Here is a 23,764-nt window from a genome sequence, read left to right on the forward strand (position 1 = left end):
TTAAAACCCATGAAAATAAAGGCAAACTTTTCGTGCCTTTACTTTCATGGGTATTTTTTATTTTAAGCCTAGGTATTCTTCTAAAGCTTGATTAGACTGATAAACCTTATTAGCAGTATCTTTACCTAAATAACGCAGATGCCATGGTTCATATTGATAACCAGTGACTTTTTCTTTCCCTTTTGGGTAGCGTACGATAAAGCCATATTCATGTGCATGTTTAGCAATCCATTTGCTTTCTTTAGTATTGCCAAAGCTTTTATATAAATTTTTATTTGAACCCACGGCTCCCACATCATACGTTAAACCTGTTTGATGTTCTGAGTGACCTGGACGTGCGCTATATTTATCAGCTGCTTTTTTACCATCTCGTGCGGCATATTGATTAAAAAGTTGCACTTGAGTTTGATAATCTCTAAAACCACTAATTTTGTATAAATTAAGGCCTTCTTTGTGCGCTTGATTGAACATTTGTTGAAGTGCTTGTTGAGACTCTGGATTCTCTCCAGGATTGAAATTAGAGGGAAGACTGACTTCCTTATTAACAATTAAAATATTATCTATGTATGTACAGCCATTTTTTGTTACTTTTTTATGATTTTTCTTTATATGTTGATTATTTTGAGTATCTTCATTTTGTTGGTTTTGATCATTGTCAGAAACATCTTTATTATTTGAATGATTACCACAAGCTGTGAGTAATAAAGTACTGAATATTAATGTTGCAAAAAATTTTTTCATTTTAATATCCCTTTCTAAGTATCTTCAAATAAAATAATAGAGTCGTTAATATAAATCAGCGTAGGAAAAGAAAAATTTATATTTAACTTAAGTTAAAACTATTGTATAAATAAAGTATAATATTTTTATTTAATAATGTGAACGTTAAAGGAGTAATGAATGAAGAAATTTTTATTTTTAAGCGGAGCGCTTTTAATATTATTAACAGCTTGTAGTACAAGCAATCCTTCTAAAGAAGATAAAGATAATTCTCATACAGAACAAAAAGATAAACAATCTAATAAGAGTGAAGCAAAAACAACTACGATTAATACAGCTAAATTATCTGAAAAGACAAAATTAGCTTTAGCTTTTTGTGTTGAAGATGCTGAACAATATACATTAACTAAAAACGAAATTCTAACAGGAATTTATGAATATCGTTTATCTACAGGTAAGAAGATTCTTAAATTAGTTGATTTTACGTTGGTTAAATTTAAAGATTCAATCGATAATGCCCCAGACGGTATGCATTTTTATACAGTATATCCAGATAAAGGAAATTTTAAAGCGTTGATTGGAGTCAATAAAGATAAAATCTTTATAGGGCGTTTGAAAAAAGATGTGACAGATTACAATGAATTGTTAACTAAAGGCGAAGAGGTAGATTTAAAAGACGTGTATCTTAAAAACAAAGGAAATAAAGCGTTGCCTGAGTTAATCAGTAAAATGAACATTTCAACTACACCTCCAAAAGATGAGGAAGATGGAGAAAACCCACTTTCAGATAAAAATTTAGAAAAATCTGGAGTGGTAAATACACATTTCCGTACTCAAGCGTATCAACTTATTTCTGATTTTGAAGACATTCCTGTGAGTAAAACGAATTACATATGGGATGATGTTAAACCAATAGGCAATAAAGGTGATTGGAAAGTGAATTACCGTAATAAAGATGGGGAAATCTTAGGTACATATGTTATGGAAAAAGGGAAAATATCTAAACTTGATCCTAATGGCAAAGTGATAAAGCAGGAAAAATAAAATAATAGGTATTAAAGCTCAGAAGCAAGATTAATTGCTTTTCTGAGCTTATTTAATCTATATGCTTTCCGTAAAATTAGAAAAATAATTACATGTATAATATTGAAAAAATTATTTATTTATATTCATTTTTAATAAATTTTACATATGATAAGATAAAAGAAAAGGTGGATAAAGGAGGCATTAAATATGAACCCAAAAGTAGGTTTCGGTCAAGCCTTTAAACTATTTTGGAAGAATTACTTCAATTTTAAAGGGCGTTCAAGACGTAGTGAGTATTGGTTTATGCAATTATGGCACTTAATCTTTTATATTCCTTCTTTACTTGTTTACATCACAGGTATCATTTTCTTTATACTAGCATTTTCCTTACATGAAGAAGGTTTCATGATTGCAGGAGTTATTTTAGTTCTTTGTGCAGGCTTTTATACGATTATTTATGTACTAGCGATTCTCATCCCTCAACTTGCATTAACTACAAGACGTTTCCATGATACGAATCGCACTATGTTGGTACCAGTACTTGTCGTAGTTTTAAATATTATAGTATTTATAAGCCAAGTCTTTATTGATATTAATGACCCTAATCTTGAAAGTGGATGGAGTTTAGGATTCACATTAGGAGCTAGTTTGATTACATTTATTTTAGGTATTTATCAACTTGTAATCACTTGTTTTAATAGTAAAATTGAAAAAAATAAATACGGTGAAAGTCCTAAATTTAAAAACTTAAAACCTTATCACGAAGAAGCCTAAACATTTAAAAGTGCCCATATAAGTTAATGCTGAAATTAGCTTATATAGGCATTATTTATTGTAATTTAATAAATTCCTAGAAAAATGTTTTACATGAAACATTTTAAAGTTTGAGACGTGAAACTACAGTTGTTCAACTTGTTGTTTCGCGTTTTTATATATCTTATTTGGGAAATGCGTGATACGTAATAACTCAATCGCATTACGTGTATTAGCTTTGCCTTCTTTAATCTTATAGTCAAAGTAGATTTCATTATTTTCAATAGATTCATTGAAATGATAGTTATGATAGTCAGGTTGTAATAACTCTGACAATTCAATATCATGTGTTGCTGCGATGACTCTATAATCAAGTTCTTGATCTAAATAGCTAAGTACAGATTCTGATGCTGCAATACGCTCCGTCGTATTTGTACCTTTAAAGATTTCGTCGATAAAGCAATAAACTGGCATGTCAGTTTCTATATCAAATAAACGGCGGATTGATTTAAGCTCGGCCATAAAGTAGCTGTCGCCTGATAGCACGTCATCGGCATTTGCCATGGAAGTATAGACTAAACCGGGTTGATAGCTAAATTTGTCGGCTGTCGCAGTTTCGATAGATTGGGCGAGTATCAGGTTAATTGCTACAGATTTCATAAATGTTGATTTCCCTGATGCGTTTGAACCCGTTAATAGAATATTGTGATCGATGTTGAGGTCGTTTGGCACTGCATTTTCCAATAAAGGATGAACTAAATTGGTAAATTCTATCTTCTTTTTTTCTGAAAAGGCAGTCGGCTCACAGTAGGTGTCTAGGGTGCGTCGGTACATGGCTAGCGAATAATGATTGTCTAGGGTGCTTACGTAGTCATAGCAAGCTAGCAATTCGTCTTGATATTTAAAGTATGTGTGTTGGATGGTATGGAAGAGGAAGTAATCTACCATGAATGCCATTTTCAACATCATGACGAAAGCGCCACCGATATCTTGGTCGCCAACTTTGCCGAGTAGGCCACTAAATAAACGTGCGCCTTTGAAGTGATTGAAGTTGGTTTTAACTTCTGGCGTGCCTTCTATTTGGTCAAGATAATATCCTTGTTTAAGGACGTTAGCTGTATAGAATAATGATTTTAAGTCTTGGTCATAAGTGCGTTTTAAGGTGCCTGATAAGATGATATTGAGTAAAACTGCAAAGATTGTGATTAGGACACCAGTTGATGGAGAAATGAATATTATTAATAATCCTAATATTGGCAGGAAAGGACATATCATAAATAAATTATTGCGTTTAATTGGCTTAAGTTGATCTGGGAAGATCGGATAGACGACTTTACCAATTAGGGCTAAGCGATATGAAACGCTATTGCGAAACTGTGTGTTTGTATTGAACTGGTCTAATAGTTGTTTATTATTTGTTTGAAACATATGTCGTAAAGTGGCATACCATTTCATTTCACCAATTGCGGTGAAGTTAAAGTTGCTTCGATGAAAGATGTCTTCAAGGCTTAAGTCTGACCACGTCTTATCATCAATGAAATTGCGGTCAGGGTATGTATCGCGTCTAAGTTTAAATTGATAATCAAAGCGAGCATTTGGACGTATAAATGTTTCTAAAGGACGTTTGTTCTGCCACAAATATTGAATTTTAGAGATTAACTTTCGTTTCTCAGAAATTGAAATCACAATGTTAACAATTATTCCTAAAATGATAATGCCTAATACCAAAAGTGCGTAAGTCTGATAAATATTCATAATTAACTCCTTAATTATTTAATTCACTTATATAATTATTTCATAATAAGATGTAATTAACAAAAAATATAAATTAAAATGAGATGTTTGTATAAACGATTTAAGAATGATTTAGAAGTATAATGTAGTTAATCAAACATCGAGAAGGAGCATTAGAATATGTTTATATCTTATTTTACTGAAACTGTTCCTACTGCATCTATGACTGAATTAAATTCAAACCTTAAAAATATTTTTAAAATGGCAAGAAAACTACAAACTGGCGTCTACATTTTAAATAAGAAAAATATTGAAGGCGTCATTTTAACTCAACAACAGTATGAAAATTTACTTCAAACGATAGAAGATTATGAAGATCAATTTGATGAACTTATAGTTTTAGAACGATTAAATGACAATAGTAAGAGAGTGTCTGACGAAGATCTCAGAGGAAAGAACAATACTTTTACAGAAGATTGAAGTTGGTTTCGTTGAATGAATCAGTTATGCTTAAGGAGAAATGTAAAAACACAATTGGGTTGGTAGTCCCAATGCAAATGTAATAATTTGTCAGTAACCTTCCTCCTCAGGTCGTCCCTCATTTCAAGTTATATATTAAGAGGAGGGGCACTCATTGGAATTATCAATATTTCATGATGGTCAATTTTTTATAGGTTTGGTTGAATATAGGGAAGAAGATAAAATTAAATTTGTAAAATTCACCTTTGGAACTGAACCGAATAGTGTGGATATTTTTAATTTCATTCATAATCGCTTAGATGAACTGATGAATCAAACTAAAGTATCGGTTATAAAAAAGAAACCGAAAAAAGTTAATCCTAAACGGTTACAGAGACAAATTGCTAAGGAACAAAAGCAAACTAAGTATTCTACTTATGCACAACAAGCAATTAAAAAAGAACAAGAAATTAAAAAATTAGAGCGCAAAAAGAAAAACAAATTACAGAAAGAAAAGACGAAAGCTCACAAACGACAGCTTAAAATGCAAAAAACAAAGCAAAAGAAAAAGGGGCATTAAGTCACTCGGTAAGTAATTTGTAAAATTTTCGATAATAAGACTTCGAACATCGTATATGTTGGAGGTCTTATTTTTTATTTATTGAAGCCTACGATTATATAGCCTGATAGATTTCAAAATGTTGCTCGTGATATGCTTAGTTGTGACGTAGGAGGACTTGATGAATATGACAGATAAACAATTATTATCAACATTCAATTTATTTAATTATAAAAATGTTATCTTGTTGGGTGATCAACTATGATGACATTTTTAGCAATTGCGATTTTTATCATCACGTTAATTTTTGTGATTTGGCAGCCAAAGGGTTTAGATATTGCCATTACTGCTGTTATAGGCGCAATATTGGCACTTATTACTGGCGTTGTAGGTTGGTCGGATATTGTAGAAGTGACGGGAATTGTATGGAATGCGACTTTGACATTCGTAGCAATTATTTTAATTTCGCTGATACTCGATGAAATTGGTTTTTTCGAATGGGCAGCTTTACATATGGTGCGTGGTGCTAAAGGAAATGGCGTTAGGATGTTTGTCTACATTATGCTACTTGGCGCCGTTGTGGCAGCTTTCTTTGCGAATGATGGTGCGGCACTAATTTTAACGCCAATTGTACTCGCAATGGTGCGTCATCTTGGTTTCAATAAGAAAGTCATTTTTCCGTTTATTATCGCCAGTGGATTTATCGCAGATACGACGTCGTTACCTTTTACAGTAAGCAATTTAGTGAATATTGTATCTGCTGATTATTTCAATATTGGATTTATTAAATATTTTAGTCGAATGATTATTCCAAACTTATTTTCTCTAATCGCAAGTATTGGAGTATTATGGCTTTATTTTAGAACCTCTATTCCGAAGGGGGTAGATACGCAATCTATTCAAAGTCCAAACACGGCGATTAAAGATCGAAAGCTCTTTCGTATATCTTGGATTGTTTTAGCGATCCTGCTTGTAGGCTATTTAAGTAGCGAATTCCTTCATATTCCTGTGTCATTCATTGCCGGGGGTATCGCGATAATTTTCCTACTCTTGGCTCGTAAATCTCATGCGGTTTCTATTGGAAAAGTTATCAAAGGCGCGCCATGGAATATCGTGATTTTTTCATTAGGTATGTATTTGGTCGTCTTCGGTTTGAAAAATGTAGGAATTACGACAGTGTTAGGACAAATTTTTTCAAATATCTCAGTACACGGATTATTCACAAGTATTATGGGTGTAGGCTTTATTTCTGCAATACTGTCATCAATAATGAATAACTTACCAACCGTTTTAATAGATGCGATTGCGATTCATCAATAGCAAGTTACAGGCTTTCTTAAAGAAGGTATGGTGTATGCAAATGTGATTGGTTCAGATTTAGGTCCTAAAATTACGCCAATTGGTTCTTTAGCAACGCTTCTATGGCTTCACGTGTTAGCTCAAAAAGACGTTAAAATTTCCTGGGGAATTTATTTTAAAACAGGTATTGTTATTACTATTCCTGTGCTATTTATGACTTTATTCGGTTTATATATAACATTAATTCTCTTTTAAACTAGATGATTTTCTTTAGCTAAATTAACATGATACAGTTAATTTATAATTAAAATTGTATTTATTTTAAAAGGAGTAATGAATTCATGAGTATATTTTCAGAAAAAGAAAAAATTCAAATGTTAGCCGATATTGTTGAAATGAATACAGTAAATGATAACGAAATTGAAGTCGCACGTTATTTAAAAAAATTATTCGAAGACCATGGTATTCAAGCAGAAATTGATGAAGTTGAAGAAAATCGTGTAAATTTAATTGCTTCTATCGGAGAAGGGAGTCCTGTCGTAGGTATTTCAGGACATATGGATGTCGTATCTGAAGGTGACCCTGATGATTGGGACTACCCGCCATTCGAGCTTACAGAAAAAGATGGCATGTTATATGGGCGTGGAACATCAGATATGAAAGCAGGTCTGTTAGGCTTAGCTATCGCTATGATTGATATTAAAGAAAATGACGCTTTACCTAAAGGTACAATCAAATTTATGGCAACTGCGGGCGAAGAAATGGAACAGTTAGGTTCAGCTCAATTATATGAAAAAGGTTATATGGATGATGTTGAAGCGTTAATTATTGCAGAGCCATCTGAACAAAACCTTGTATATGCGCATAAAGGTTCAATGGATTTCAGAATTACATCTAAAGGACGCGCAGCGCATAGTTCAGTGCCAGTGATTGGTCATAATGCGATTAAGCCTTTAATCCAATTTATTCAAAATATTGATGAAGAATATGAACGTATTTCGAAAGAATTAAAATATGAAAAATTAGATTTCTCTCATTTAATTGAACGTATCCAATCACAATTACAACAAAATAGTGAATTAGATGAAGATGAAGTTAAACGTGTCATCTCAGGCTTAGTCATCAGCAATACAATCATTCACGGAGGCAATCAAGTCAATTCAGTGCCAGACGTAGCTACTGCAGAGTTTAATATTAGAACGGTGCCTGAATACGATAATGCCAAAGTGAAAGAATTATTTAAAAAATACCTTGAAGAAATCAATAAACAAGGCGGTAAATTAGAAGAGAATATGTACTTAGACTTAGATCCTGTTTTAACAACTGGAGACAATGATTTAATCAAGACAGGACAACAGGTCGCTAAACAAATCTTTGATGAAGATATCGTAGCATCACCAACTGTCGCGGTAACAGATGCATCTAACTTATTACGAGGTAAAGATGAACACTTCTCATTCTTAATGTTTGGTCCTGGAACAGTGCCTCATCAAGTAAACGAACATGTAGATAAAGAGAAATACTTTAAATTTATTGATTATTATACAGAACTACTTACAACTTATTTAAAACAACATGACTAAGTTTTAAATTCAAACTATACCTCTATAGGCGGTAACACTTTTAAATCAAGTGCTACCGTCTTTTTTGATTTGCAATGAATCTTTTCTTTTAAATTATGTCTTACGCATTAATTCTAAATAGGGTATGATAAAAATAATAATTTTTGTAAAATTCAATCAATTTAAATATGAATAAAGGTGCTGATAAAAAATGGAAGACAGGAAATCCAGAAGATTTAAATTTAAAACACCACACACTTATGCGTTACTGATGTTTGTGGTAGGTCTCGCATGGTTACTAACATATATTATTCCAGCAGGTGAATATACAAGAGAAAAGAAAGGTGGCCAAACGCTAGTTGTTTCTGGCACGTATCATACTGTTGATTCTGCACATTTAAATTTTCTAGAAATATTTAGATCCATTCCTGAAGGTTTGATCAGTGGCGGAGAAATTGTATTTTATATCTTTTTAGTAGGTGGAGCATTCGGTATTATTCATAAAACAGGCGCCTTTGAAAATGGAGTTAATAAGGCAATGCGTTCACTAGGTAAAGCTAACTTTCTAATGATTCCTTTAACAATGACAGTATTTTCAATTTTAGGATTTACGATAGGTTTAGCTGAAGAAACAATTATATTTGTACCTATAGGGATTATTATTGCGCGTACATTAGGCTACGATGCATTAACAGGCGCGGCTATGGTTATTTTAGGTGCGGCAAGTGGTTTTAGTGGCGGGATGCTCAATCCATTTACAGTTGGGGTAGCTCAAACGGTAGCAGAATTGCCAATGTTCTCAGGTTGGGGGCTACGTACAATTATCTACTTATTTATTCTGACGGCGGCAATTTCCACTGTCATGTTATATGCACATAAAGTTAAAAAGGATAAAACGAAAAGTATCGTTTATCATCTTGAACAAGAAGAAGGTCATGCCGACCAAGAAGTTGAATATCAACATTTTAGTAAGCGACAAGCCTTCAGTTTATTAATTATCGTAGCGACGATTTTATTTAATGTCTTTGGTATTTTTATGTTTGATTGGACTTTTAATGAGATGAGTGCCAACTTCTTACTTTCTGGTATTGTCGCTGGTTTAGTCAGTGGCTTAGGAATGAATGGCACATTTGATGCTTTAATTGAAGGTATGCAGAATATACTTTTTGGAGCAATGATTGTAGGTTTTGCCAAGGGAATTGTAGTTATTTTGGAAAATGGAAAAATTATCGATACGATTGTTCATGGTATGACAACTTTATTATCCAATGTACCGGCATCTTTAGTCATCATTGCTATGTTCATTTTACAATTCTTGCTAAATTTCTTTATACCATCTGGATCAGGACAAGCACTAACAACTATGCCGTTAATGGTTCCAATATCTGATTTATTACATATTAATCGACAACTTACAGTACTCGCATTTCAATATGGTGATTCAATTAGTAATATTTTATTTCCTACTTCAGCCATTCTTATGGGAGCTTTAGCCGTAGGTCGTATTTCATATACAGAATGGATTAAATTTGTTTGGAAATTAATTCTGTTATGGGTAATCATTTGTGCCATTGCAATGTCTATTGCCTTGGTAATTGGTTATTAAAATGCGATGAGGTAAGACTGAGGTTTGTCTGAAGTTAGTAGGAGGGACGTCTTAAAAACCTTGTTATATCAGCTTTTAATAAGAAAAGAGGAATTTAAGTTGAAGTGGCTCAAATTCCTCTTTTTTATATTATTTCCTTATGAATGATTTGTTGATACTTTGTGAGGGTGTTTATGATGGCGACCGTGTATGAAGTAATACGCAATGATAGCTATGATAATAACACCAGCCATCGCTAAATAAAGATTTCTATAGCCTAAGAAAGGGATAAATATTCCTAGGATGAATGGTCCCATACCTGCACCGAAATCAACAAAAATATAAAAGGTTGATGTGGCTAATCCCATTTTACTAGATGGTGATTGTTGAACAGCAATTGCTTGTGCAGTTGGAATCACAGTACCATAGCCAATACCGATAAAGGCTGCTGCTACAAGTAAAGTGAATGAAGAAGTTGTCATGCTTAAGATAACTAAGCCTATCGCAAAACTAGCTAACACTGGGTACATTACCTTATTTTCCCCAAAACGATCATAAACCTTACCTGTAAATGGTCGTGTAATGAATGTCGCAATGGCAAACACGACAAAGAAGAAACTTGATGCTGTGACTAGGTCGAGTAAATCAGCATAAATAGATAAGAATGAAAGAACGCTCGCATACGCAATACCGACTAAAATAACTACCATTGAGATAGGTAGAGCTTCTCTTTGTAAAAATGCGTTAATCCCTTTCGGCTTGCGTGTCGCATCTTCACTTGTGTCCATTTCATCCATTGGTAACTTTTTAATAAAAATAGTAAAGACAAATGCGATAAGAATACTGATTAGGCCAATTGCAAAAATTGAAGAAAATCCTAAATTGTTGTCTAACACTAACCCAAGAAATGGTCCGAATGCAGAGGCTAATGTCACGCTTAGTCCATAATAACCAATACCTTCCCCTTTACGTTCTTCGGGAATAATACGTGATGAAATTGTACCAGTCGCAGTAGATGAAAAACCGAAAGCTAAACCATGAATAAATCGAATTAACATTAATACCCAAATATTATTAATTGTGAAATACAATGCAATCGCAATGATTGAAGCGATGACGCCTCCGAGTAATACCTTTTTCGGTTGTAAACTATCGATAATACGACCAGAACCGAGCCTGCCACCTAACATACCGATAATAAATACGCCGGCAGCTAAGCCCCCCATGCTTTCTGACGCATGGTATTCATCAATAGTAAATGAGGTTACTGTAACGATAAGCATATAATGGATTAAATACATAAATAAATTAACTAACGTTACAAAGATGAAGTCTTTTGTCCATAGACGTTGAGCCATGTTCTCCCTCCTAAATCATCATTCTGAATATGTGTTTTCCTATATAAAGTCATTATAGTAATCAATTATACTAATGTATAATTAGAATTAATGAAGTTAATATAAGTAGAGCTAATATTGAAGAGGTGTGAAATGAACTTTGAGCAATTAAGCTATATTAAAACGGTCTATGAACAAGAATCGATTGTTCGTGCAAGTCAGATGATGCATATTAGCCAATCGGCAATGAGTCAGTCAATTGCTAGTCTTGAGAAAGAGTTAGGTTATCAATTGTTTTACCGTTCCCGAAAAGGCACTGTCCCAACGAAAATAGGAAAGCAATTGATACCTAAAATTTTAGAAATACTTGAAGCTAAAGAACATTTAATGATTGAAATAGATAGCTTACAGACGAATATTGCCGGTAAGTTAAAAATTGCAACTATACCAACTATTTTCCATAAATTAGTGCCTAAAGCACTATCACAGTTCAAACAAGATTATCCTAATGTAGATATTGAAGTGATTGAAGCGGATCGTGAAGATATTGTTTCAATGGTTGAGAATAATGAAATTGACTTGGGATTAACTGGTCAAACGACCATCAATGAAACCCCGAAGAATATTATTGAAACGTCACTTAATTTAACCTCGAATTTTAAATTGATTGTCCCAGCTAAATCTAAGTTGACGTTTAAAGATACAGTCGATTTAGAAGATATCAAAGATTATCCGTTTGTACTATACGATCGTAGTTTTTACCATCATCATTTAAGACAATTTGAACAGACAAGCGGGGAACTAAAAATTGTCTTTCGAACTAATAATCCTGTGGTACTAATGAGAACAGTAGCGGAAGGGTTAGGTGTGGGTATTGTTTCTAGTTTAATGTTAGAAAATGAACCATTCTTGAATAATGAATTAATTGAAGCAATTCCTCTGGGTCAGCCTTTCAATTATTTTATTAACTTTGTTGCTGTAACACACAAGGAGCGCAATCATGATAGCTCTGTTCAAGCTTTTATAAAGTATTTAAAGCATTAGTAAAAATGATTTATCTGAAGACACCTCACAAAACTGCCAAAGATTATTCATAAAGCGTTCAAAATATTATTATATAAAAGTGATAATATAATAAATGAATAATATTTTAAGAGGTGTTTTTTATGAGTAATGCGAAAAAAGTCGCAGTCGTTACAGGTGCTGCACAAGGGATTGGATTTAAAATCGCTGAACGTTTATTTAACGATGGATTTAGTGTAGCGCTTGTTGACTTTAATGAAGAAGGCGCTAAAAAAGCAGCAGCTTCATTAAAAGCAGAAGGTCAAGAAGCAGTTGCATTTAAAGCAGATGTTTCAGACCGTGAAAATGTCTTTAATGTTTTACGTGGTGTGGTAGAACATTTCGGTGAATTTAATGTATTAGTAAATAATGCTGGTTTAGGACCAATGACACCTATTGACACAGTAACACCTGAACAATTTAGCCAAGTTATCGGCGTTAATATTGGTGGTGTCTTCTGGGGTATCCAAGCTGCGTTAGAACAATTTGAAAAATTAGGTCATGGCGGTAAAATCATCAACGCCACTTCTCAAGCAGGTGTTGAAGGTAACAAAGGTTTATCTTTATACAGTAGTACTAAATTTGCTGTACGTGGTTTAACTCAAGTTGCTGCACGTGACTTAGCGGAAAAAGGAATTACAGTAAACGCTTATGCACCAGGTATCGTTGAAACTCCAATGATGGAAGGTATTGCGATTAAATTAGCTAAAGAAAATAATCAACCTGAAGAGTGGGGTTGGAAACAATTTACTGATCAAATTACATTAAAACGTTTATCTAAACCGGAAGACGTTGCAAATGTGGTTAGTTTCTTAGCAGGTAGCGATTCTGATTACATCACTGGACAAACAATTATCGTTGACGGTGGTATGAGATTCCACTAATTAAAACTATAATTTTAAATTGAGTAAGAGCAGGTTCAAGACATGATAGTCTTGAACCTACTCTTATTTTTTCTTCTTTTTTTTACGATAAATATGATTCATGGTACCTACAAAACATCCTAAACTTATTAAAAAGATATTGATATAAAAGCCTAAACCTTTATGTGTGTAGAGATTAGTGAATGTATAAATACAGTAAGTCAAAGCGACGAGTATAATCGCGTAAATGATAAAGAGTTTAGTACTAAACCATTTCATTAGCTATCACCTCAATCATTATAATTGCGCTTTATTTATTAAAAATATATTTATATAAAAGTCATTCCTTTTCTTTGTGTAAATGTTATATAATATTGTTTAAACCTATAGAAAGGAAAAGATTAAATGAGGTTAAACAGTATTAATTTAGTTTCTAGTATTTTATGTATTTTATCATTTTTATTAGCTGTTTCAATTATGTTTACAAGTATGTTTTGGTATTTACCAGGCTTTTTTGTAATTCTGTTATCTGTAATCTCTAGTATCGTAGGTATGATGAGTGGCAATAGACTATTAAATGGTGCAACTTTGATTTTAACAATTGTTTTCTTTGTTATTTTTTCAAGCCCATTACTTTTAGCATAGAACAATAACATATATTTTTATGAAGTGGCTTACACCCTTAAAGGTGTGAGCCACTTTTAAATTGGGATGGAATGGGTAAATGTAAGTATTAAAATTTAAGGGGGATTACAGTATGGATGTTAGATTTCCAATTGGTCAATTTGAAGCGCCTAAGGATCCAACTTTAGTAGATGTAAAACAATGGATGAGTGAAATTGAGGTTTATATCGATCATTTAAAAGAAACAGTCGATCATTTAAGTGATGAACAATTAAAGAAACAATATCGTGAAGGGAGTTGGACGGTAAGACAACTCGTTCATCATATTGCAGATTCACAAATTAATTTATACGAACGTTTGAAAATGGCTTTAACTGAACAAGGTGTGACAGCATTTATGTTCAATCAAAATAAATGGGTAGAGTTGCCTGATTCATTTTTACCAATTGATATCTCTCTTCATATTTTAGAAGGTTTAAATCAACGTATTGTAGAGATGGGTAATCATGTTACGGAAGAAGATTTATCACGCAATATTACATTATCTGATGGTAGTGATGTGTCAGTGGCTGAGTTATTGGCGAAGTTGTCTTGGCATGAAAGACATCATTTAGAACATATTAAAATTGCTTTGGAGAATTAAGAGGGTAAGACGTCTTATATAGAGAAGCGCAGGAAGGTAAATTGTTACTTGAAATGAATAGAAATGTGAGTAATCAACAAGTGCGTGAAGTGTTAGGCTTGAATCCGATGTATACGAAAGAGGAAGCGATCCTAGCTTCAATTGATAGTATGAAAAAATATGGTATTTTAAAATAATACTTATAGAGTGAAAATCAACACCTTTATTTTATAGATGTAAATCTAGAATAAAGGTGTTTTTTTACTTTAAAAAGTTGTGAGTATTGTAAAATTTACCTTGTTTCATGAAATTTTCATATGCTAGGATTAATTTATGATAACGTTTTCATAAAAAGATAAGCGAGATGAGATGATGAATTCTACAGAAGTTAAGCAATATATTGAAGATGGAAAATTAACCGTAGGCATCGAATTTGGCTCAACAAGAATTAAAGCCATAGCTATTGATGACCAATGCCAAACGCTAGCGACTGGTTCTTTTGAATGGGAGAACAGCTATCGCGATGGCTATTGGACGTATTCAGTGAATGATGCTTGGGTTGGCATTCAAAAAAGTTATGCCGCAATGACACAAGAATTGAAAGATAAGTACAACGCTACTGTAACTAAACTCGCTTCACTAGGTATTAGTGGTATGATGCACGGTTACTTACCTTTTGATGAGAAAGATGATTTACTCGTTCCATTCAGAACATGGCGTAATAACAATGCAAATAAAGCTGCAGAAATTTTACGTGAAGATTTCCAAGTGAATATTCCAGAACGTTGGAGTATTGCGCAACTTTATCAATCTGCTTTAGATCAAGAACCACATGTAGAGAATGTACGTTACATGACAACACTTGCGGGCTATATTCATTGGTATCTTACTGACGAGAAAGTGCTTGGTATTGGCGATGCTTCAGGTATGTTCCCAATTGACAGCGAAACACAAGATTATCGTCAAGATATTCTAGATCGTTTTAATGCTTTGTTCTCTGAAAAGGGGTATACCCAAGATATTCGCGATATTCTGCCTAAAGTCGTCGTGGCAGGTGAGTGTGCGGGACGTCTTACAGAAACAGGCGCTAAATTAATCGATCCAAATGGTGAATTACAAGCAGGGTGCCCTTTATGTGCCCCAGAAGCTGACGCGGCAACGGGGATGGTTGCGACGAATAGTGTAGCGCCAAGAACTGGTAACATCTCAGCAGGTACAAGTATTTTTTCAATGATTGTCTTAGAGAAACCAATTAAAGCTGTATATCCTGAAGTCGATATTGTCACTACACCAGATGGTTACGAAGTTGCGATGATTCACGCGAATAATTGTACTTCTGATATTAACGCTTGGGCGGATTTATTTGGTGAAGTGTTAGATACCATGGGCGTGAAATATGATAAAGGAGAACTTTTTACAAAGTTATTTGAAAGCGCTTTAAAAGGTGATCAAGATTTAGGTAAATTATTATCTTTTGGCTATATATCAGGTGAATTTATTACAGATGTACAACATGGTTATCCAATGCTCGTACGTTCTGTTGATAGTAAATTTAATCTTGCTAACTTGATGAAGACACATATTTACAGTGCCTTCAGTACATTAAAAATCGGTATTGATTTATTAAAAGATAAAGAAAATATTCAAATTGATTCAATGTACGGTCATGGCGGCATTTTCAAAACGGAAAAAGTCGCACAAACATTCTTAGCGGCTGCGCTTCAAAGTCCAGTGCTAGTGATGCAAACGGCGAGTGAAGGTGGCGCATGGGGTATCGCGGTGTTAGCAAGATACATGATTGAAGAAGAAACAACGAATTTAGCAACATATCTTAATGATTTTGCATTTAAAGGTACTGAATCTCTAACGATTGAACCTACTAAAGAAGAAATCGACAGTTTCAGTGCTTACACAGAACGCTTCAAACAAGGCATTCCGCTTGAACGTCTTGCACATGAACAATTTAGTACAAAATAATCAAATAAACAATTAAACAAAGGTAGAAAGTGGGATTAAGGTGGTTAATGATTTACAAAAACAGGAACGCCAGTTTTTAGGTTTACCTATGGTTTTAATTTGGGGGTATATCGCCGTAGCAATCTTTATGACTGGTGATGGGGTAGAACAAGCATTTTTATCTAAATATATTATGAGTCTTGGCTACAGTAATGCGGAAGCCGGGAATGTATTAACAGTTTACGGCTTAATCGTAGCCGTAGCCTCATGGATGTCAGGTGTGATGGCTGAAATCTTCAGTCCGAAACGTATCATGACAATCGCATTTATTATTTGGATTGTCTTCCATGTTGGATTCTTAACGTTAGGTTTAGCTCAAGATAACTACGCGATGATGATGATTATGTATGGTATTCGTGGATTTGCGTATCCAATGTTTATTTATAGCTTTGTAGTTTGGATTACATATTCTTCACCTAGTCATAAACTTGCGTCAGCAATGGGTTGGTTCTGGGCAATGTATTCTATCGGTATTGGTGTATTAGGTTCATACTTACCAAGCTTCACAATTCCATTTATTGGTGAAGAAGGTACGTTATGGTCATCAATTATCTTTATCGCAATTGGCGGTCTTATTGCCATGTTCTTTGTTAAAGATAATAAAGGTGCAGATGTTGAAGCTAAACGCATGACTAAAGGGGAAATTTTAAAAGAATTTGGTCGCGGTATTACGATTTTAGGTAAGAAAGACGTAGCTGTTGCTTTTGTGGTACGTATTATCAACCAATTGTCTTTATTTGGTTTAGTTGTATTCTTACCACACGTTTATACATCTGATTTTGGTTTCACTACATCACAATGGTTACGTGTATGGGGCTTGATGTACTTTGTCACAATCTTTACTAACTTATTCTGGGGTGTCGTTGGTGACAAGATTGGCTGGGTACGTCAAGTACGTTGGTTCGGTTGTATTGGTATGGCGATATCAACGTTGGCATTCTATTACTTGCCATCATGGAGTGGTCCAAATGTCTTCATCACGACATTAATAGCGTTAATGTTAGGTTTTGCAGTTGCAGCGTATGTGCCGATGTCAGCTATCTTCCCAACATTAGTGCCTGATCATAAAGGTGCTGCAGTTTCTGTACATAACTTAGCAGCTGGATTAAGTAATTTTATTGGTTACGGTCTTGCCAGTGTCGCACTATCGTTTACAACAGCAGAAGTAACTATTTGGATTTATGCAATTCTTTACGTTGTTGGCTTTATTTTGACGTTCTTTATGAAAGTGCAACAACCGAGTAAACAAGTAAATACTACAGTTAACACACAATCAAATACAGCAGTTAATGCGCAAACAAATTAGAAGGGTGAGAGAAACATGACAAACATTATTGATCAATTTAAAATTAATGGGAAAGTTGCAATTGTAACAGGAGGCGCAATGGGGCTAGGTAAAGCCATGGCTGAAGCCTTAGCACAAGCGGGCGCAGACATTGTTATCGCCGATATTAAATTAGACTTAGCTCAAGAAACTGCTACTGCTATCGCTGAAAAAGAAGGCGTTAAAACGACAGCATTAAAAGTAGACGTTACAAATCCTGAAGACGTTAACAAAATGGTTGAAGACGTTGTTAAAGAATATGGAAAAATTGACGTATTAGTAAACAATGCGGGTATGACAATCAATGAAAAAGCAGAAGATGTGTCATACGAAAACTGGTTAAAAGTTATTAACTTAAACTTAAACGGCGTATTCTTAGTAGCACAAGCGGTAGGCCGTCAAATGATTAAACAAGGTAATGGTTCAATCATCAATACATCTTCTATGTCAGGTTTAATCGCCAACAAACCACAAGAACAAGCATCTTACAACGCTTCTAAAGCAGGCGTTATCATGTTAACGAAAAGCTTAGCGATGGAATGGTCTAAATATGGTATTAAAGTGAACACAATTGCGCCAGGATACATGAAAACAGCGTTAACGGAACCAATGTTCAATACTGGTGGAGAAATGATTGATTACTGGATGGGCGCTACACCTATGGGACGTCCAGGTGAACCAGAAGAATTAGGCGGTATCGTCGTATACCTTGCTTCTGATGCGTCATCATTCGCACAAGGTAGTGTCTTCACTATTGATGGTGGTTACACTGCATTATAGTTTCTCTTTGAACGTACGAGAAAGGAAAATTTGCACTTTTTTGGCACTAGTGCTATTATAAAAATGAAAAGAGCACTAGTGCGCTAACACTACTGCTCTAGCAAACCCGTTAAAAAGACGGTGGCTTTTAGTTAGGGATAAAAAATAACCATCTAACTCGCCAAAGTTAGGGATGGTTATTTTTTATGCCTAAAATTAAGAATTTCTAGAATAAAGTTATGGCGGCCGGGGAGGTTGGGTAAATAATTTATATACACTAACTGAACGGAGGAATAACTATGAAACGCTCGACAGAACTTGAAAAGACATTGAAGTCTCTAGATGGCCAAAAATATGGAGCGTATAAACGAACAAAAGGCACATATGCTTTCGATCAATTTCGATTAGCCATAGATCATGTGCAAGTAGATCCTTTCGCACCACCTTCAAAAATGCGTTTGATTATTGATCGTAATAGCGCTCAAATACCAGACAATTTACTGGATACGAAGGATAAACGCATCGCAGTGGCTGACTTTCTAACAAGAACGTTTGCTAAGCAAGCTGCGAAATTTAATCATACGGTTAAAGGCGCCGGTAAAAACGGTAAAATCTTTATCGACCATTGTGGGCAAGAAATTCTGGAGCGTACTGCAGTTGTTATCAACGATAAAGATATCGAAGTACGCATTGAAGTAGGTATGCCAGCTGCAGGGCGTAAGATTCTTGGAAAAGCAGCCGCGCATACTTTAATTCAAGGACTTCCATCGATTGTCGACCAATCACTCATTTTCAAAAATATTAATCAACAAGCGCTTCAGAATCAAGTGACATTAAAACTGGATCAAACGTATATTAGAGAACAACTTGAACAACAAAACTTAGTTGCTTTCGTCGCTAACGATTCTATCTTACCTAGGAAAAGTGGTGTATCTGATGCGCCTATGAAAGATGCCATTAAATTTAGAAGTCCTGAACCAGTGGAAACGACGTTTAACTTACCTAGTGGTCGGGCAGTCACAGGGATGTCTATTCCAGAAGGCATCACGCTCATTGTCGGTGGCGGATACCACGGTAAATCAACACTACTTGAAGCGCTTGAACGTGGCGTTTACAACCACATTCCTAATGATGGGCGAGAGTTTGTCCTTACGCGTCATGATGCCATGAAGATTCGCGCTGAAGATGGCCGTAGTATCCAAAATGTAAACATCAGTCCATTTATCGACAACTTGCCAGGCAAGAAAGATACGACTCACTTTTCAACAGAGAATGCGAGTGGCAGTACATCTCAAGCGACGAACGTGATGGAAGCGTTAGAAGCGCAAACATCTACATTATTAATTGATGAAGACACGTCTGCTACGAACTTTATGATTCGTGATGGTCGCATGCAGAAGTTAATTGCGCCTGACAAAGAGCCGATTACGCCATTTTCAAGTAAAGTTAAACCGCTGTATGACGATTATAATGTTTCTACCATTCTCATTGTTGGTGGTTCTGGCGATTACTTTGATGTAGCAGATCATGTCTTGATGATGGATGAATATCACTTGAAAGATGTGACGTCCGAGGCTAAAGCAATTGCTGATGAAGATGGATATCAGCGTGATGCTGAGTCAAATGCGCAATTTGGTGATATTCCAGCTCGTGTGCCTTTAGGGGCTTCATTTTCTAAAAAAGGGAAAGATGATCGTTTGAAAGCGAAAGGTTTGCATACCATTATGTATGGTAAAGAGGCTATTAATATTTCTGGTTTAGAGCAATTGATTGATGATAGTCAGACGAATGCGCTTACGGTAATGATTGATTACTTTAGACGTCATCTGATAGATGAACATACTAACCTTATTGACGCTACCAATCGTATGTACGCGTTGATTGAAAAGGAAGGCCTTGAAGCGGTATCACACTTTGAAGGGCATCCAGGCAATTTAGCTTTACCACGCAAACAAGAATTCATTGGTACGTTAAATCGTTATAGAGGATTAAAAATTAAATAATTGTGATAGAAGAAAAGCGTATTGTGAGTCATGAATAGACATGTCACAATACGCTTTCATATTACACTAAAATGTATAAAGAATGATATTTTATGCAGAATAAAATTTGATAATTTATAGTGTGAATATTTATTAGTTTTAATGTATATGGTGATGGATGCCTTCAGCTGCACGGATACCACTAAAGATACAACCACCTAGGAACGTACCTTCAAGGGCACGATAACCATGAACGCCACCGCCACCAAAGCCTGACGCTTCTCCAGCAGCATATAAACCTGTAATAGGTTGCATGTCATGATTAAGTGCTTGGCCATCAAGGTTTGTTTGAATACCGCCAAGGGTTTTACGGCTAATAATATTTAATTTAACTGCGATTAACTTACCATTTTTGCCACTTAAAATTTTATGAGGTTTTGCAGTACGTACTAATTTATCTCCTAAGAATTGGCGGGCATTATGAATAAATGAAATTTGAGGATCTTTGCTAAATTTATTATCAATTTGCAAGTCTCTGGCTTTAATTTTGTGTTTAATGGCTTCGTAATCTAATAAATCGTCACCTGTAAGGTCATTCATTTTTCGAACAAGCGTGCCTAAATCATCAGCCATTACGAAATCTGGCCCTTTATTCATAAATGCTTCTACAGGAGAAGTTGCCTTACTGCCCAAACGTTCTTGAATTAACAACTTAATATCTTTATCCGTCAAATCCGGATTCTGTTCAGAGCCTGATAACACAAATTCTTTCTTAATGATGTCTTCCGTTAAGATAAACCACGAATAATCATAGCCTGTTTTCATGATGGTTTCTAATGTATGCAACGTATCGAAACCTGGATAATCAGGTGCGTCCATACGACGACCTGTTGCATCGAACCACATAGATGACGGACCAGGAATGATACGAATACCATGATTCGACCAAATTGGACTGTGGTTCTGAATGCCTTCCGTGTAGTGCCACATACGGTCTTTATTAACGACATTTGCCCCAGCGTCTTCTGTAATCTGAATGAGACGACCATCTGTAGAATCTGGCACACCTTGAATCATTGTTTGAGGCGGATTACCTAAACGTTTAGGCCAATATTTACGAATTAACGGCATATTTGCGCCAATACCGCCAGAAGTGATTAACAACTCATCTACGGGATAATGGAAGGTATCAATGATAGTACGAGAAGATTTCTCGCCACGTTCAACGTCACTTGGTTCTAAGATATTTCCAGCCACATGCGTCACTTGATTATTCTCAATACCGACTTCTGTTACTTGATGGCGCGGTAGAAATTGAAACTTGCCTTCTTGCTCTTTTTGGAAAATGTATTGTACAAACGGTTCCACAAGTCCTGGACCTGTACCCCACGTAATGTGGAAACGTGGCACAGAATTGCCATGCCCAGAAGCCGACGCACCACCGCGTTCAGCCCAACCTAAAATAGGTGTTAAGCGCACGCCCATCTCTTTTAAATATTGTTCCTTTTCAAATGTCGCAAATCTAACATACGCTTCAGCCCATTGTCTCGCCCAATAGTCTTCATCATCGGGACGGTCAAACTGTGCTGAACCTAGCCAGTCGTTTAACGCCAATTCATAAGAATCTTTTACTCCTAAACGTTGTTGGATTTTAGAATTCACTAGGAACAATCCACCGAATGACCAATACGCTTGTCCACCAATCGCTTGGCGTGGCTCTTGGTCTAACATTGTAACGTGATAACCTTTTTTCAGTAATTCTGTCGCAGCAACAAGACCACTTAGCCCAGCACCGATTACAACAATCTTTTTATCCATAACAAACTCCTTAAAGACTCGTAATTTAAATGCATTTATCATATTTTATCAAGGATTACAGAGCATAGGAAGTAGAGCGATGTTCTGATATATGTAAACGGTTTGATAGATTATCTATTTGTACGGGTATATACTTGTATCAATAACTCTCAAACTTTAAAAGGGGTGGATCATAGTGGCATCATTAGAAGTATTAAATCCGGCAACAAATGAAGTAATCGAAACGTTGGACTACACAGATGAAGCGACAGCGAAGCAACAAATTGAGAAGGCACATGAGGCTTTTAAATCTTGGAGAGAAGTAGACGCATATGAACGTGCTGATAAATTATATCAATGGTTCTCACTTATTGATGAACATAAAGATGAATTAGCAGAATTGATTACTAAAGAAGGCGGTAAACCTTTAAAAGAAGCTCAAGGTGAAGTAGATTATGCTAATTCATATGTCTCTTGGTATGCTGAAGAAGCGAAACGTATTTATGGACGTACGATTCCTGCCAATACACCTGATAAAAATATCATTGTAAAGAAATTTCCAGTGGGTGTAGTAGGCGCGATTACACCATGGAATTTCCCTGCTGCGATGATTACACGTAAGATTGCGCCAGCGTTAGCTGCAGGTTGTACGATTGTATGTAAACCAGCTACACAAACGCCATTAACTACCATTCGTTTAATTGAACTTGCACACGAAGCGGGTATCCCAGAAGACGCTGTGCAATATGTCATTATGTCAGGTAAAGATGCGGGAGACCTTTTCACGAAACATCCAATCATGCAGAAAGTCACATTTACTGGGTCAACTGATGTCGGTAAGAAACTGATTGCACAAGCTGCTGAATCTGTTGAAAATGTAACAATGGAACTAGGCGGACTAGCACCATTAATCGTTCACGAAGATGCAGATATTGACTATGCCGTAGATCAAACCATTGCGTCTAAATTCCGTAATGCAGGTCAAACATGTATTTGCGCAAACCGTGTGTATGTACATGAAGCGGTTGAAAAAGAATTTGTAGATCAATTAACGCAAAAAGTTCATGATTTAAAAGTGGGTAACGGTATGGATGAAGGTGTTACAATTGGCCCACTTATCAATAAGGACGGCGTAGAAAAAGTAGTTAATCAATTGAAAGATGCAGAATCTAAAGGGGCGAAATTATCTCGTACATTAGAAGACGCCCAAGAACTAGGCGGTAACTTCTTGAAACCTGTTGTCGTGTCAAATGCGAACCAAGACATGTTAGCAATGCAAGAAGAAACGTTTGGTCCGATTGTACCTATCGCGACGTACTCTGACTTAGAAGATGCGATTCAAATGGCGAATGATACGCAATTTGGCTTAGCTGCTTACTTCTTTACAAACGATTATCGCACAGGTTTCCACTTATATAATTCACTTGATTATGGCGTTATCGGTTGGAATGATGGTGGTCCATCAGCGGCACATGCACCATTTGGCGGTATGAAAGAAAGTGGATATGGCCGTGAAGGTGGTACAGAAGGTATTGAACCTTACTTAGAAACGAAATATTTATCAATTGGCAATATGTAGTTTTATGAATTTAAACTATACTTAAAAAGTTCATATAATTATGTAAAGTAAAGGCTTATAGATTAATCTCAATTAAACTATAAGCCTTAATCATATCTATAT

General features: G+C 35.2%; 20 protein-coding genes and 1 pseudogene. 17 read left to right on the forward strand and 4 right to left on the reverse strand.

The genetic code is table 11. From position 1 onward, the window contains the following. Positions 1-57: 57 nt before the first annotated feature. Entirely contained in the window at positions 58-741 is a 684-nt protein-coding gene (locus LIX58_RS04870; RefSeq protein WP_154836985.1) for a M15 family metallopeptidase, read from the reverse strand. A 159-nt stretch (positions 742-900) separates the two neighbouring features. On the opposite strand from LIX58_RS04870, the gene LIX58_RS04875 reads away from it, so the two are divergent. Together LIX58_RS04875 and LIX58_RS04880 are read left to right on the forward strand one after the other, a co-directional pair. Continuing rightward, the gene (locus LIX58_RS04875; protein WP_126564757.1) at positions 901-1,764 is read left to right on the forward strand and encodes a hypothetical protein; all 864 of its coding nucleotides are present in this window, start codon (positions 901-903) and stop codon (positions 1,762-1,764) included. A gap of 189 nt (positions 1,765-1,953) precedes the next feature. Then, a complete protein-coding gene (locus LIX58_RS04880) occupies positions 1,954-2,520 on the forward strand; it encodes a DUF805 domain-containing protein (RefSeq protein WP_154836987.1) in 567 nt (188 codons plus the stop codon). A 123-nt stretch (positions 2,521-2,643) separates the two neighbouring features. Here LIX58_RS04880 and LIX58_RS04885 read toward each other — a convergent pair whose 3' ends face one another. Next, positions 2,644-4,254, reverse strand: coding sequence for a MutS-related protein (locus tag LIX58_RS04885; RefSeq protein ID WP_126564755.1), 1,611 nt, complete (start codon positions 4,252-4,254; stop codon positions 2,644-2,646). A 159-nt stretch (positions 4,255-4,413) separates the two neighbouring features. On the opposite strand from LIX58_RS04885, the gene LIX58_RS04890 reads away from it, so the two are divergent. From LIX58_RS04890 to LIX58_RS04910, 5 genes and pseudogenes are all read left to right on the forward strand, one after another. After that, positions 4,414-4,713 (forward strand): hypothetical protein, encoded by a 300-nt coding sequence (locus LIX58_RS04890; RefSeq protein WP_126564754.1) that lies wholly within the window; start codon positions 4,414-4,416, stop codon positions 4,711-4,713. A gap of 154 nt (positions 4,714-4,867) precedes the next feature. After that, complete coding sequence (locus LIX58_RS04895) at positions 4,868-5,272, forward strand: YjdF family protein (RefSeq protein WP_154836989.1); 405 nt, start codon at positions 4,868-4,870, stop codon at positions 5,270-5,272. A 243-nt stretch (positions 5,273-5,515) separates the two neighbouring features. Next, positions 5,516-6,805 (forward strand): annotated as a pseudogene (gene arsB / locus LIX58_RS04900) (arsenite efflux transporter membrane subunit ArsB). 86 nt (positions 6,806-6,891) lie between these two features. Further along, complete coding sequence (locus LIX58_RS04905; protein ID WP_126564752.1) at positions 6,892-8,133, forward strand: ArgE/DapE family deacylase; 1,242 nt, start codon at positions 6,892-6,894, stop codon at positions 8,131-8,133. A 190-nt stretch (positions 8,134-8,323) separates the two neighbouring features. Then, positions 8,324-9,718, forward strand: a complete 1,395-nt coding sequence (locus tag LIX58_RS04910) for a YfcC family protein (protein ID WP_154836991.1) — start codon at positions 8,324-8,326, stop codon at positions 9,716-9,718. Between the two features lie 137 nt (positions 9,719-9,855). Here LIX58_RS04910 and LIX58_RS04915 read toward each other — a convergent pair whose 3' ends face one another. Beyond that, complete coding sequence (locus tag LIX58_RS04915) at positions 9,856-11,055, reverse strand: MFS transporter (RefSeq protein WP_126564751.1); 1,200 nt, start codon at positions 11,053-11,055, stop codon at positions 9,856-9,858. 132 nt (positions 11,056-11,187) lie between these two features. Here LIX58_RS04915 and LIX58_RS04920 point away from each other — a divergent pair, with 132 nt between their 5' ends. The 9 genes from LIX58_RS04920 (at position 11,188) to LIX58_RS04955 (ending at position 20,307) form a co-directional block, all read left to right on the forward strand. Then, positions 11,188-12,078, forward strand: coding sequence for a LysR family transcriptional regulator (locus LIX58_RS04920; protein WP_126564750.1), 891 nt, complete (start codon positions 11,188-11,190; stop codon positions 12,076-12,078). Positions 12,079-12,200: 122 nt separating this feature from the next. Next, a complete protein-coding gene (locus LIX58_RS04925) occupies positions 12,201-12,980 on the forward strand; it encodes a (S)-acetoin forming diacetyl reductase (RefSeq protein WP_154836993.1) in 780 nt (259 codons plus the stop codon). Between the two features lie 384 nt (positions 12,981-13,364). Beyond that, a complete protein-coding gene (locus tag LIX58_RS04930) occupies positions 13,365-13,604 on the forward strand; it encodes a hypothetical protein (RefSeq protein ID WP_126564749.1) in 240 nt (79 codons plus the stop codon). A 112-nt stretch (positions 13,605-13,716) separates the two neighbouring features. Next, entirely contained in the window at positions 13,717-14,226 is a 510-nt protein-coding gene (locus LIX58_RS04935) for a YfiT family bacillithiol transferase (protein WP_126564748.1), read from the forward strand. Between the two features lie 41 nt (positions 14,227-14,267). Then, entirely contained in the window at positions 14,268-14,402 is a 135-nt protein-coding gene (locus tag LIX58_RS12560) for a hypothetical protein (RefSeq protein WP_261763212.1), read from the forward strand. Between the two features lie 175 nt (positions 14,403-14,577). Then, complete coding sequence (locus tag LIX58_RS04940; RefSeq protein ID WP_126564747.1) at positions 14,578-16,182, forward strand: xylulokinase; 1,605 nt, start codon at positions 14,578-14,580, stop codon at positions 16,180-16,182. A 40-nt stretch (positions 16,183-16,222) separates the two neighbouring features. After that, a complete protein-coding gene (locus tag LIX58_RS04945; RefSeq protein WP_126564746.1) occupies positions 16,223-17,527 on the forward strand; it encodes an MFS transporter in 1,305 nt (434 codons plus the stop codon). Between the two features lie 15 nt (positions 17,528-17,542). Then, positions 17,543-18,325 (forward strand): glucose 1-dehydrogenase, encoded by a 783-nt coding sequence (locus LIX58_RS04950; RefSeq protein WP_126564745.1) that lies wholly within the window; start codon positions 17,543-17,545, stop codon positions 18,323-18,325. Positions 18,326-18,603: 278 nt separating this feature from the next. After that, positions 18,604-20,307, forward strand: coding sequence for an ABC-ATPase domain-containing protein (locus LIX58_RS04955; RefSeq protein ID WP_226386136.1), 1,704 nt, complete (start codon positions 18,604-18,606; stop codon positions 20,305-20,307). A gap of 138 nt (positions 20,308-20,445) precedes the next feature. Here the strand turns inward: LIX58_RS04955 and LIX58_RS04960 are convergent, their stop codons facing one another. Continuing rightward, on the reverse strand, positions 20,446-22,104 hold the full coding sequence (locus LIX58_RS04960; protein WP_154836999.1) for an FAD-binding dehydrogenase: 1,659 nt from the start codon (positions 22,102-22,104) through the stop codon (positions 20,446-20,448). A gap of 175 nt (positions 22,105-22,279) precedes the next feature. Here LIX58_RS04960 and LIX58_RS04965 point away from each other — a divergent pair, with 175 nt between their 5' ends. Continuing rightward, the gene (locus LIX58_RS04965; protein ID WP_126564742.1) at positions 22,280-23,662 is read left to right on the forward strand and encodes an NAD-dependent succinate-semialdehyde dehydrogenase; all 1,383 of its coding nucleotides are present in this window, start codon (positions 22,280-22,282) and stop codon (positions 23,660-23,662) included. The last annotated feature ends 102 nt before the right edge of the window (positions 23,663-23,764 follow it).

Source organism: Staphylococcus sp. Marseille-Q1834 (genome assembly GCF_916858875.1).
GTDB classification, from domain to species: domain Bacteria; phylum Bacillota; class Bacilli; order Staphylococcales; family Staphylococcaceae; genus Staphylococcus; species Staphylococcus pragensis.

What these genes read in the sequence shown, in the direction of transcription:
- LIX58_RS04870 (WP_154836985.1), bottom strand. Translation starts at nt 741, where the DNA reads ATGAAAAAATTTTTTGCAACATTAATATTCAGTACTTTATTACTCACA.
- LIX58_RS04875 (WP_126564757.1), top strand. Translation starts at nt 901, where the DNA reads ATGAAGAAATTTTTATTTTTAAGCGGAGCGCTTTTAATATTATTAACA.
- LIX58_RS04880 (WP_154836987.1), top strand. Translation starts at nt 1,954, where the DNA reads ATGAACCCAAAAGTAGGTTTCGGTCAAGCCTTTAAACTATTTTGGAAG.
- LIX58_RS04885 (WP_126564755.1), bottom strand. Translation starts at nt 4,254, where the DNA reads ATGAATATTTATCAGACTTACGCACTTTTGGTATTAGGCATTATCATT.
- LIX58_RS04890 (WP_126564754.1), top strand. Translation starts at nt 4,414, where the DNA reads ATGTTTATATCTTATTTTACTGAAACTGTTCCTACTGCATCTATGACT.
- LIX58_RS04905 (WP_126564752.1), top strand. Translation starts at nt 6,892, where the DNA reads ATGAGTATATTTTCAGAAAAAGAAAAAATTCAAATGTTAGCCGATATT.
- LIX58_RS04910 (WP_154836991.1), top strand. Translation starts at nt 8,324, where the DNA reads ATGGAAGACAGGAAATCCAGAAGATTTAAATTTAAAACACCACACACT.
- LIX58_RS04915 (WP_126564751.1), bottom strand. Translation starts at nt 11,055, where the DNA reads ATGGCTCAACGTCTATGGACAAAAGACTTCATCTTTGTAACGTTAGTT.
- LIX58_RS04920 (WP_126564750.1), top strand. Translation starts at nt 11,188, where the DNA reads ATGAACTTTGAGCAATTAAGCTATATTAAAACGGTCTATGAACAAGAA.
- LIX58_RS04925 (WP_154836993.1), top strand. Translation starts at nt 12,201, where the DNA reads ATGAGTAATGCGAAAAAAGTCGCAGTCGTTACAGGTGCTGCACAAGGG.
- LIX58_RS04930 (WP_126564749.1), top strand. Translation starts at nt 13,365, where the DNA reads ATGAGGTTAAACAGTATTAATTTAGTTTCTAGTATTTTATGTATTTTA.
- LIX58_RS04935 (WP_126564748.1), top strand. Translation starts at nt 13,717, where the DNA reads ATGGATGTTAGATTTCCAATTGGTCAATTTGAAGCGCCTAAGGATCCA.
- LIX58_RS04940 (WP_126564747.1), top strand. Translation starts at nt 14,578, where the DNA reads ATGAATTCTACAGAAGTTAAGCAATATATTGAAGATGGAAAATTAACC.
- LIX58_RS04950 (WP_126564745.1), top strand. Translation starts at nt 17,543, where the DNA reads ATGACAAACATTATTGATCAATTTAAAATTAATGGGAAAGTTGCAATT.
- LIX58_RS04955 (WP_226386136.1), top strand. Translation starts at nt 18,604, where the DNA reads ATGAAACGCTCGACAGAACTTGAAAAGACATTGAAGTCTCTAGATGGC.
- LIX58_RS04960 (WP_154836999.1), bottom strand. Translation starts at nt 22,104, where the DNA reads ATGGATAAAAAGATTGTTGTAATCGGTGCTGGGCTAAGTGGTCTTGTT.